At 72.6% G+C, this 12,760-nt stretch carries 2 protein-coding genes; both read left to right on the top strand.

Going from position 1 to position 12,760, the window contains the following annotated elements; translation table 11 throughout:
* A partial coding sequence (locus AC3EQ1_RS30855) for an acyl carrier protein (protein ID WP_432097609.1) occupies positions 1-980 on the top strand: 980 nt, incomplete at its 5' end.
* Positions 981-1,009: 29 nt separating this feature from the next.
* Positions 1,010-12,760 (top strand): type I polyketide synthase (locus AC3EQ1_RS30850; RefSeq protein ID WP_432097608.1); only part of this gene is annotated, 11,751 nt, incomplete at its 3' end.

Genomic DNA, 12,760 nt, shown 5'->3' with positions numbered 1-12,760 from the left:
GCGTCCTGCGTCCGAAGGTGGATGCGGCGCTGAACCTGCACGATCTGACGCGGGACATGGACCTGTCGGCGTTCGTGCTGTTCTCCTCGGCGGCCGGTCTGCTGGGTGCGGCCGGGCAGGGCAACTACGCTGCCGCCAACGCGCTCCTGGACGCTCTGGCACAGCATCGTCGGGCCCAGGGTCTGCCCGGTCAGTCCCTCGCCTGGGGCCTGTGGGCCCAGGACAGCGGCATGACCGGCGGCCTGTCGGAGGCCGACGTGGCGCGGATGACGCGGGCCGGACTGCGTCCGCTGACGGAAGCCGAGGCCCTGGAACTGCTGGACATGGCTCGTGCAGCCGATGAGGCGGTGCTCGCCCCGGTGCACCTCAACGCCTCGGCCCTGGCTGCACGAGGGGCCCTGCCCGCACTGCTGCGCGCCCTGGTGCGCGTCCCGGCCCGTCGCGCCGCGGCCGCCGGACGTGGTCCGGAATCCGTCCAGGACGCCCTGCTCGCCACGCCGGAAGCCGACCGCGACCGGGTGCTCCTGGACCTCGTCCGTACCCACGCCGCGGCGGTCCTCGGGCATGCCCGACCGGACGCCGTGTCCGCGCGTTCGGGCTTCCTGGACGTCGGCTTCGATTCGCTCACCGCGGTCGAGCTCCGGAATTCCCTGGGGGCGGCCACCGGGCTGCGGTTGCCCTCCACCCTGATGTTCGACTATCCCACCCCGCAGGCACTCACCGAATACCTGCGGGAGCAGCTCTTCCCGTCCTCCGGTGCTGCCGCCGGGGCCGATCCGGAGGACGCTGAACTCCGGGCGGCACTGGCATCCATTCCGGTCAGTCGATTCAAGCAGGCAGGCCTGCTCGACGCACTGCTGCAACTCGCCCGACCCGATTCCGGAACCGAAGAGGTTCCCGAAACGGATGAGTCGGACCTCATCGACGAACTGAACGTGGAAAGCCTGGTGCAGCGGGCACTCGGCGATGCCCAGTTCTGAAGACCACCAGGCCATATGCGGAGGATGAAGTGAGTACTTCCACCGAGAAGATCGTCGAGGCTTTGCGGGCCTCTCTCAAGGAGAACGAGCGGCTCCGGCAGCAGAACCAGCAGCTTTCCAGAATATCGACGGAACCGATCGCCATTGTGGGGATGAGCTGCCGTTACCCGGGCGGGGTCGACTCTCCCGACGCCCTGTGGGAGCTCCTCTCCGCAGGCCGTGACGGCGTCGCGGAATTCCCCACGGACCGCGGTTGGGACCTGGCAGCACTCCGCGGCTCCGACCCGCAGAAACCGGGCGCGAGCCACACGCACGAAGGCGGATTCCTCGACGGCGCCGCGCATTTCGATGCTGCCTTCTTCGGCATATCGCCGCGTGAAGCGATGGCCATGGACCCGCAGCAGCGCCTGATCCTGGAAGCGTCGTGGGAGGCCTTCGAGCGCGCGGGCATCGACCCGCAGGCGGTGCACGGCAGCCGCGTCGGTGTGTTCGCCGGGCTCATGTACCACGACTATGCCGGACTGGTGGAGCGTTCGCCCGGTGGCGGAGACGGCTTCCTGGGCAACGGCAGCGCCGGCAGCGTGCTCTCCGGCCGCGTCGCGTACACCCTCGGCCTGGAGGGGCCCGCCGTCACGGTGGACACCGCGTGCTCCTCGTCCCTGGTCACCCTGCATCTCGCCTGCCAGGCGCTGCGCCGCGGCGACTGCTCGATGGCCCTGGCCGGCGGCGTCACCGTCATGGCCACCCCCGGCGCTTTCGTGGAGTTCAGCCGTCAGCGGGGTCTGGCGGCGGATGGTCGGTGCAAGGCGTTCGCGGATGCGGCGGATGGCACGGGTTGGGCCGAGGGTGTGGGGATGCTGCTGGTGGAGCGGCTGTCGGATGCTCGTCGGAACGGTCATCCGGTGCTTGCGGTGGTGCGCGGCAGTGCGGTCAATCAGGACGGTGCGTCCAGTGGGTTGACGGCGCCGAACGGTCCGTCGCAGCAACGCGTCATCCGGCAGGCGCTGGAGAGCGCGGGACTGTCGCCCGAGCAGGTGGACGCCGTCGAGGCGCACGGCACCGGAACCGCACTCGGTGACCCGATCGAGGCCCAGGCCCTGCTGGCCACCTACGGCCAGGGACGCCCGGACGGCCGTCCGTTGCGTCTGGGTTCGGTGAAGTCGAACCTGGGTCACACACAGGCGGCCGCGGGTGTGGCGGGCGTCATCAAGATGGTTCAGGCCATGCGGCACGGGGTGCTCCCGCAGACCCTCCACGTCGATCAGCCGTCGTCGAAGGTCGACTGGTCGGCCGGTGCGGTAGAGCTGCTGACCGAGGCCGTCACTTGGCCCGAGACCGGCGAACCACGCCGAGCAGGCGTCTCGGGCTTCGGCGTGAGCGGCACCAACGCCCACGTCATCCTGGAACAGGCACCCGAGGCCACCGACGCCCCGGAACCGACTCCTGCCGGCGCTTCCCCCGCGGCGGTGCCGTGGGTGTTGTCGGGGCGCAGCGTGGAAGCGCTGCGTGCGCAGGCGGGCCGCCTGGCCTCGCTGCTGCAGGCCGAGCCGGAACTGTCACTCGCCGATGTGGGCTATTCGCTGGCCACATCGCGTGCGGTGCTGGAGCACCGCGCCGCGGTTGTGGCGTCCGGGCGTGAGGCGGGCCTTGCCGCGCTGACCGCTCTGGCGTCCGGGAGCACGGCTCCGGGACTGGTGGAACACATCGCGGGTTCGGGGAAGTCGGCGGTGCTGTTCACCGGCCAGGGTTCCCAGCGCCTGTCGATGGGCCGCGAGCTCTACACCCGTTTCCCGGTGTTCGCGGAGGCGTTCGATGCTGTCTGTGGTGAGCTGGACCGGCATGTGGAGCGTCCGCTGCGGGGTGTGGTCTTCGGCACGGACGCCGGGGTGTTGGACCGGACGGGTTTCACGCAGCCGGCGTTGTTTGCTCTTGAGGTGGCTCTGTTCCGTTTGGTGGAGTCGTTGGGTGTGCGGCCGGAGTATGTGGCCGGTCATTCGGTGGGCGAGTTGACGGCTGCCCATGTGGCGGGTGTGCTGTCGCTGGCCGATGCTGCGGTGCTGGTGGCGGCGCGTGCCCGGTTGATGCAGGCTCTGCCGGAGGGCGGGGCGATGGTGGCCATCGCCACCTCCGAAGCAGAGGTGCGCAGTCGGCTCCACGATGCGGCAGGTGTGTCGATCGCTGCGGTCAACGGCCCGCAGTCGGTGGTCATCTCCGGTGACCGCGACGCGGTCACCGCGGTGGCCGAGCGCTTCACCTCGGCCGGGGTGAAGACGTCGCGTCTGCGGGTGAGCCATGCCTTCCACTCGGCTCACATGGACGGCATGCTCGACACCTTCCGCTCCGTGGCGGAGAAGCTGTCGTTCCAGGCTCCGCGCATTCCCGTGGTCTCCAACCTCACCGGCACGCTCGCCACCCCGGAAGAGCTCTGTTCCCCCGAGTACTGGGTGCGGCATGTCCGTGAGGCGGTCCGGTTCGCCGACGGTGTTCAGACCCTGCACGCCGAAGGGGTCTCGCGCTACCTGGAACTGGGCCCGGACGGCGTCCTCACCGCCATGGTCCGCGACTGCCTCCCCGACGACAGCCGGGCACTCCTCGTCCCGGCACTCCGCCGCGACCGGTCGGAGGCGGAAACACTCCTGGGCGCGGTCTCCGGCCTGCACGTCCACGGCATGGACATCGACTGGAAAACGGTCTTCAAGGGCACCGGTGCGCGCCGCATCGACCTGCCGACCTACGCCTTCCAGCACGAGCACTACTGGCCGAAGCCGTCCGACGTCCGTCCCGAGGACGTGTCCTCCGCCGGCCTCGGATCCGTGGACCACCCTCTCCTGGGAGCGGCCATCGTGCTCGCCGGGAGCGACGGAGCCGTGCTGACGGGACGGCTCTCCCTCGACGCTCAGCCCTGGCTGGCCGACCACGCCATGGCCGGCGCCGCACTGCTGCCCGGCACGGCGTTCGTCGAATGGGCCCTCCGCGCGGGTGACGCGGTCGGCTGCGACCGGGTGGACGAACTCACCCTCGAATCCCCCCTCCTCCTGCCCGCCGAGCGCGCGGTGCAGGTGCAGATCGCGGTCGGCCCGGCCGATGACACCGGCCGGCGCTCGCTGGAGGTGTACGCCCGGCCGGCCGCGGACACTCCGCAGCCCATGCTCGTCGACGCCTCCCAGGACGCCGCCTGGACGCGGCACGCCACCGGATTCCTCGCTCCCGCGGAGACCGGGGCGTACGAACAGGGCACCGCTGCTCCTGCCGTCTGGCCGCCGCACGGATCCACGGCGGTGGACATCGAAGGGGCCTACGAGTCCCTCGCCGACAGCGGATACGACTACGGACCGGTGTTCCGCGGACTGCGCGGACTCTGGCGCCACGGCAACGAGGTCCATGCGGAGGTCGCCCTGCCGGACGCGGCCGATGCCGAGGCCCGTGCCTTCGGCATCCACCCGGCACTCCTCGACGCCGCCCTGCACGCGATCGGCCTGAGCGGACTCCTGCAGGCCCCCTCCGGCGCGGAACGTCAGGCATGGCTGCCGTTCTCCTGGCGTGGCGTGTCGTTGCGGACGGCCGGCGCCGCCACCGTCCGCGTCCGGCTGTCCGTCACGGGGCCGAACGCCGTCTCCCTGGACCTGACGGATCACGCCGGACGCCCGGTGGCCCGCGTCGACGAACTGACGATGCGCGCCGTGGCGGTGGACACGCTGGGGGCCGGGCACGGCGCACCACGCGACGCACTGTTCCGGGTGGACTGGGCGACGCTGCCGACGCCCCGGCACCCGGCCCCCACGGGCTCGGACGAGTGCCTGATCGTGCTGGGGCAGGCCACCGGCGAACCCGCCTCCGGCTCAACCGCCGTCCCCGGAACCGGTGTCCAGCGGTATGCGGACCTGAGCGAGCTCGGGGCCCGTATCGACGCCGGAGGCCTGCGGACCCCGGACATCGTGTGGGTGGAGATCGCCGAGCAGGACGCCGAGACGGCCACCCTGCCGTCCCGCGTGCTCGAGGCCACCCGGCACACCTTGACGCTGCTGCAGTCGTGGCTGGCGGACGAGCGGTTCGGGTCCTCCCGCCTGGTGGTGGTGACGCGGGGCGCGGTGGCGGTTGATCCGGGCGAAGGTGTCGCGGACCTGGCGCATGCCGCGGTGTGGGGGCTGGTGCGGTCGGCCCAGTCGGAGAATCCCGACCGGTTCGTACTGATCGACCTCGACACCGGCTCCGATGCGAACACCGCCGTCGAGGCGACCGGTCTGCCGGCGGCGCTGGTGGCCTCGGGCGAGCCGCAGGCCGCCCTTCGCGCGGGCACGGTTCGGGTCCCGCGCCTGGCACGTACCGCGCCGTCCGCGGACGCGGGGCCACCGGCCGCGTGGGATCCTGCGGGAACGGTCCTGGTCACCGGTGGTACGGGCGCGTTGGGTTCGGCCGTGGCCCGGCACCTCGCGGCCGAACACGGGGTGCGCCACCTGCTGCTGACCAGCCGTCGCGGCGCCGACGCGCCGGGTGCTGCGGAGCTTCAGCAGGAGCTCACCGGTCTCGGTGCGCAGGTGCGCATCGCCGCGTGCGATGCCGCGGACCGCACCGCCCTGGCCGCCCTCCTCGCGGACATCCCGGCCGACGCACCCCTCACCGGCGTGGTGCACACAGCAGGCGTCCTGGACGACGGGGTCATCGGATCCCTGACCGCCGAGCGGCTGGCCACGGTGCTCCGCCCCAAGGTCGACGCCGCGCTCAACCTTCACGACCTGACACGGAACCTGGACCTGTCGGCGTTCGTGCTGTTCTCCTCCGCCGCGGGCATCGTCGGCGCGGCCGGACAGGGCAACTACGCCGCGGCAAACACCTTCCTCGACGCCCTCGCCCACCACCGCCGCGCGCTCGGCCTCGCCGGACAGTCGCTCGCCTGGGGGTTGTGGGAGCAGACCAGTGGCATCACCGGCGGGCTGACGGACACGGACGTCGACCGGATGATGCGAACCGGAGCCGAGGCACTCTCCGACGAGGAGGGGCTCGCGCTCCTCGACACGGCGTGTGCCGTGGAGACGCCCCTGCTGGTTCCGATGCGGCTGACCACGGCGCGACTGCGCGAGCAGGTACGGGCCGGACAGGTCCCGGCGCTGCTGCGCGGCCTGATCGGGGGCGCGTCGCCGCAGCGCAGGGTCGCACAGCACGACGAGCCCTCCGGGCCCCGCGGATTCGCCGGACTGAGTCCGGCTCAGCGGGAGCGTGCCCTTCTCGACCTGGTGTGCGGCGATGTCGCGGGTGTGCTCGGGCACGCCTCCGCCGGTGCGATCGACGGAGAGCGCTCCTTCCGCGACCTGGGCTTCGACTCGCTGACCGCCGTCGAGCTCCGCAACCGGCTCACCGCCGCGACCGGCCTGCGGCTGCCCGCCACGCTCATCTTCGACTATCCCTCACCGGCCGTCCTGGCCCGGCACCTGGGCACCGAACTGTCGGGCACCGACACCGCGGGATCCGCCCAGGCACCCGCCTCGGTCGCCACCGACGACGACCCGGTTGTCATCGTGGGCATGAGCTGCCGCTATCCGGCGGGCGTACGGACTCCCGAGGATCTGTGGCACCTGATCGACAGCGGAGCCGACGCCGTCACCCCGTTCCCCGCCGACCGTGGATGGGATCTGGAGAACCTCTACGACCCGGACCCCGACCGCTCCGGTACGAGCTATGTACGCCACGGCGGCTTTCTGCACGATGCCGCGGAGTTCGACGCCGCGTTCTTCGGGATCTCGCCGCGTGAGGCGCTGGCGATGGACCCGCAGCAGCGGCTGCTGCTCGAAGCCTCGTGGGAGGTCTTCGAACGGGCCGGAGTCGACCCGCTGTCCGTCCGGGGCCGGTCCGTCGGCGTGTTCGCCGGTGTGATGGGACAGGACTACGCCGCCCGCTTCGACCGGTTCCCCGAATCCGTGGAGGGCCAGCTCGGCAGCGGCAACGCCGGGAGCGTCGTCTCGGGCCGTATCGCCTACACCCTCGGACTGGAGGGTCCGGCGGTGTCGCTCGACACCGCGTGCTCGTCGTCGCTGGTGGCCCTGCACCTCGCGGCGCAGTCGCTGCGGCAGGGCGAGTGCACGATGGCCCTCGCCGGCGGCGTCACGGTGATGTCGACACCGGTCGCTTTCGTGGAGTTCAGCCGTCAGCGGGGTCTGGCGGCGGACGGCCGGTGCAAGGCGTTCGCCGGTGCCGCGGACGGTACGGCCTGGGCCGAGGGCGTCGGCATGCTCCTCCTGGAGCGGCTGTCGGACGCCCGCCGCAACGGCCACCCCGTACTGGCGGTGGTGCGGGGCTCGGCGGTGAACCAGGACGGTGCGTCGAACGGCCTGACGGCCCCCAACGGCCCCTCCCAGCAGCGCGTGATCCGCCAGGCGCTCACCAACGCGCGGCTGTCCGCCGAGCAGGTGGACGCCGTCGAGGCGCACGGCACCGGAACCGCACTCGGTGACCCGATCGAGGCCCAGGCCCTGCTGGCCACCTACGGCCAGGGGCGTCCGGAAGACCGGCCGCTGCGCCTCGGCTCGGTGAAGTCGAACCTGGGACATGCCCAGGCAGCGGCAGGTGTCGCCGGCGTCATCAAGATGGTCATGGCGATGCGCCACGGGATCCTGCCGCAGACCCTGCACGTCGACGAACCGACTCCCCATGTGGACTGGTCGGCCGGCGCGGTGCAGTTGCTGACCGAGCCGGTGGCCTGGCCGGAGACCGGCGAGCCCCGACGGGCGGCCGTCTCGGCCTTCGGGGTCAGCGGCACCAACGCCCATGTCATCCTCGAAGGCGCGCCGGTCGGCACATCCACGCGGACGACCGAGCCGTCGGACCCGACGACTGCGGACTCCGACACGACCGCCGTCGAGTCGGGCACCGTTCCCGGCACCGAGGTCGTCCCCTGGGCGCTGTCGGCGCGCGGCGCGGACGCACTGCGCGCACAGGCGGACCGCCTGCACACCCTGACCAGCGCCCATGCCGAGCTGTCGCCGGTGAATGTGGGGTATTCGCTGGTGCGGGGCCGTGCGGTGCTGGAGCATCGTGCGGTGGTGTTGGGGGCCGGTCGTGAGGGGTTGGTTTCGGGTCTGTCGGTGTTGGCTGCTGGTGAGGCCGGTGCCGGTGTGGTGCGCGGTGTGGCCACAGCTGGTAGTGCTGGTGTGGTGTGGGTGTTCCCGGGTCAGGGTTCGCAGTGGGCCGGGATGGCCGAGCAGCTGTGGGAGTCCTCCTCCGCCTTCCGGGACCGTATGGAGGAGTGTGGTGGGTTTCTGGATCCGTTGACGGGTTGGTCGTTGACGGATGTGGTGCGCGGTGTCGACGGCAGCCCGTCGTTGGATCGGGTGGATGTGGTCCAGCCGGTGCTGTGGGCGGTGATGGTCTCCCTCGCCGAGGTATGGCGCTCGCATGGTGTGGAGCCTGCCGCGGTGGTCGGGCATTCCCAGGGCGAGATCGCCGCGGCCTGCGTGGCGGGGGCGTTGAGCCTGGAGGACGGCGCCCGCATCGTTGCCTTGCGGAGCCGTTTGATCGCGGAGATGGCGGGGGATGGCGGGATGCTGTCCGTCGCGCTCCCGGTCGATGAAGTCACCAAGGCTCTGGCGGATTCGGGTCCTGCGGTTTCGGTTGCTGCAGTGAATGGTCCGGGGAGTGTGGTGGTCTCCGGTGAGCGTGCTGTGCTGGAGGTGTTGCAGGCGCAGTGGGAGGCCGAGGGTGCGCGGGCGCGGATGGTGCCGGTGGATTACGCCTCGCATTCGGTGCAGGTGGAGCAGATCGAGGACCGGCTGCGTGAGGTGCTCGCCTCCATCCGTCCGGTGTCGGGGCAGGTGCCGTTCTATTCGGCGTTGACCGGTGGTGTGGTCGACGGTGCGGAGCTGGATGGCGGGTACTGGTACCGGAATCTGCGGGAGACGGTGCGGTTCGACGAGGCAACCCGCTGTGTGCTGGAATCGGGGCACCGCACCTTCATCGAGGTCAGTGCGCATCCGGTGCTGTTGATGGGGGTGCAGGAGACCGCTGACGCAGTCGACCGCCAGGTGACGGCTGTGGGCACTCTGCGGCGGGGTGAGGGTGGCCGGGAGCGGCTGCTGACTTCCCTGGCCGAGGCCTGGTGTGCGGGTGTCGACGTCGACTGGGGCGCCGTGTTCGAGGGCACTGGCGCGCGTCGGGTCGACCTGCCCACCTACCCCTTCCAACGCCGCCGCTACTGGCTCGACGCCACGCAGCGCGGTGGTGACGTCGAGTCGGCGGGTCTCCTCCCGGCCGATCACCCGTTCCTGGACGTGGCGATCGGGGTCGCGGACGCGGACACGCACCTGTTCACCGGCCGGCTGAGCCTCGACGTCCACCCCTGGCTCAGCGACCACACCGTGACGGACACCGTGCTGCTGCCCGGCACGGCCTTCGTGGAAATGGCGATGCGGGCCGGTGCCGAGGCCGGGTGCGGTCGCGTCGAGGAACTCACTCTGGAGGCCCCGCTGATCCTGCCCGACCGGGGCGGGGTTCCCCTCCAGATGTCCCTCGGCGCGCCCGACGCCGCGGGCCGGCGCTCCCTCTCCGTCCATTCGCGCACGGAGGGGCACGACGGAGCGGAATGGACCCGGCACGCCGCCGGTGTCGTGGCCCCCGCCACGGAGGAGGCCACGTACGACCTGAAGGTCTGGCCCCCCGAGGGCGCCGTCGCAGTGGACCTGGAAGGCCACTACGACCGTCTGGAGGAGACCGGACTCGGCTACGGCCCGGCATTCCGCGGGCTGCGGCGGGCCTGGATCGCGGACGGTGAGGTGTATGCCGAGATCGCCTTCGACGGTGAGGCGGCGGCACCCGGTGGCACCTTCGCGCTGCACCCGGCGCTGCTCGACGCGGCCTTGCACGCGATCGGCCTCGGTGGACTCGTCGAGGACACCGGCCGGCCGCACCTGCCCTTCGTCTGGGCGGGTGTGCAACTGCACGGCCCCGGCTCCGGCTCCGCGGCGCTGCGGGTCCGGCTGACCGCGGCCGACGGGGACGGCATCGCCCTGGCGGTCGCCGACGATGACGGGCGGCCGGTGGCGTCCGTCGCCTCGCTGGCGCTCCGTCCGCTCGTGCCCGGTCGGCTCGCCGCCGCACGGCAGCAGTCACTGTTCGAGGTGGAGTGGCAGCCGGCCGCTCCGGCGTCCGGCACGGTGCCCTCCGGCCGGTGGGCCGTGCTGGGCGACGGTTCGTCCGACGTGGTGTCGGCGCTCACGGCGACCGGGGCGGCGCTCGACGGCTACCGCGGCCTGGCGGCGCTGGGTGACGCGATCGGCGCCGGCGGCGACGTTCCGCGGGTGGTGCTGGCCCCGTGCGACGTCACGGGAGCCGGGTCCCTCGACGAACCCGTCACCACCGCGCGGGCGCAGGCCGCCCGGGCCGCCGCCCACAACACCCTGGCCCTGGTGCAGGCGTGGCTCCGGGACGAACGGTTCGCCTCCTCGCGCCTGGTGCTGGTCACCCGCGGTGGAGTGGCGGCCGCCGAGGACGAGGCCGTACCGGGCATGGCCGAGGCGACCGTGTGGGGGCTGATGCGCTCCGCGCAGTCGGAGAACCCGGACCGGCTGGTGCTGCTCGACGTGGACGACCCGGACGGCCCCGGCGGCCCTGCCGGCACTGCGCGCGCCGTACGGGCCGCGGTGGACTCCGGTGAGCCGCAACTCGCGGTGCGCGGCGGGGAGGTGCGGGTCCCCAGGCTGGTCCGGTCCCGCTCCGCGTACGGCGCCGAAGCCCCGTCCGCCGCGCCCGGCCGCGAACCCGGTGGCGGCACGGGCCGGGCAGCCGGCCGGCCGCCCCGGTTCGGCGAGCAGGGCACCGTTCTGATCACGGGTGGCACCGGGACGCTCGGTGCCCTGATCGCCCGCCACCTGGTCACCGAGCACGGCGTACGGCAGCTGATCCTCACCGGCCGCCGTGGACCGGCGGCCGACGGCGCGACCGCCATCGCCGCCGAACTCACCGCACTGGGCGCGGAGGTGACCGTCGCGGCCTGCGACGCCGCCGACCGGGAGGCGCTCGCGCAGCTCCTGGACACCGTCCCCGACGACCGCCCGCTCACCGGTGTGATCCACGCGGCGGGTGTCCTGGACGACGGTGTGCTGCCCGCGCTCACGCCCGAGCGTCTGGACGCGGTACTGCGCCCGAAGGTGGACGCGGCGCTGCACCTGCACGACCTGACCCGCGACCGCGACCTGTCGGCCTTCGTGCTGTTCTCCTCCGCGGCCGGTGTCCTCGGCGGCGCCGGGCAGGCCAACTACGCGGCGGCCAACTCCTTCCTCGACGCCCTGGCCCAGCACCGGCGCGCCCAGGGCCTGCCCGGCGTCTCCCTGGCCTGGGGGGCGTGGGCGGAGACCAGCACCATGACCGGTGGGCTCGACGACGTCGACACCCGGCGGCTCTCCCGGGCCGGAATGGCGCCGCTCACCTCGGACGAAGGACTGGCGCTGTTCGACGCCGCGCTCGCCGCCGACCGGGCGCTGCTGGTACCGGCGGGGCTGAACGTGCCGGCCCTGCGCCGCCAGTCCTGGCCCGCCGGGGTTCCCGCGCTGCTGCGCGGCCTGGTGCGGGTTCCGGAGCGGCCGGTGCACGATGGCGGACACGGCGACGCGGGGGCCCTGCGGACCCGTCTGGCCGCGCTGCCCGCCACCGAGTGGGACGCCGCGCTGCTCGAAACCGTCCGCGCCCAGGCGGCGACCGTGCTCGGACACGCGTCCGCCGACGAGGTGCAGGCCGACGTCACGTTCCTGGAGTCCGGGTTCAACTCGCTGACCGCCGTGGAACTGCGCAACGCGCTGAACGCCGTCACCGGTCTGCGGCTGCCGCCCACGGTCGTCTTCGACCAGGCGACGCCCGGAGCGCTCGTGGCCTACGTGGCGGCGCGGCTGGCGGAGGACGGCGTCGGTGGCGGGGCCGAGGCACCGTCACCGGCCGGCTCGGAACAGCCGACGGCCGCACCCCCACGAGCCGTTGCGGTCGAGCCGGAGCCGGTGACCATCGCGTCGCTGTACCGGAAGGCCGGCGAGGACGGAAAGATCACCGAGGCGCTGCAACTGGGCATCGCGGCCGCCTCGATCAGCCCGGTCTTCTCCTCGCCGGACGACGCGGACCCGCTCCCGGACCCGATCCGGCTCTCCCGCGGCGAGCGTCGCCCCCTGCTGCTCTGCCTGCCGTCCTTCAGTGCCACCTCCGGCTCGCACGAGTACGCCCACTTCGCCGCCGCCTTCCGCGACCGGCGGGAGGTGTACGTGCTGCCGGAGCCGGGGTTCGCCCCGGGGGAACCTCTGCCGGCGACGGTCGAGGCGCTGACCCGGGTGCACGCCGAAGCGGCCCTCCGGTGCGCCGGCGACGACCCGTTCGTGGTCGTCGGCCGGTCGGCGGGCGGCTGGGTCGCCCACGCGGTGGCGCACCGGCTGGAGGAGCTCGGGACGCCCGCGCAGGCGGTCGTCCTGGTCGACAGCTATGCCGCGACCAACGCGATGGGGACCGAGCTGGTGTCCGCCATGATGGGCGGGGTGCTGCTGCGCGACGGCACGTACTCCTCGATCACCGATACGACCGTCACCGCGATGGGCGGCTACAACCGCCTCTTCATGGACTGGTCGGCGCAGCCGATCAGCACGCCGACACTGTTCCTGCAGGCCCGGGACCCGTTCTCGGAGGACCTGCGGGAGCTGCCCGGCGAGGTCTGGCACGCCCGGTGGGATCTGCCGAGCACGGTCGTCGGGGTGCCCGGGGACCACTTCACGATCCTGGAGGAGCACTCGGGAACGACGGCACAGGCCGTCGAGACCTGG

The sequence above is a fragment of the Streptomyces sp. bgisy100 genome, from assembly GCF_057709105.1.
The sequence above is the reverse complement of the archived record's forward strand: the minus strand, read 5'-3'. Positions and strand labels throughout refer to the sequence as shown.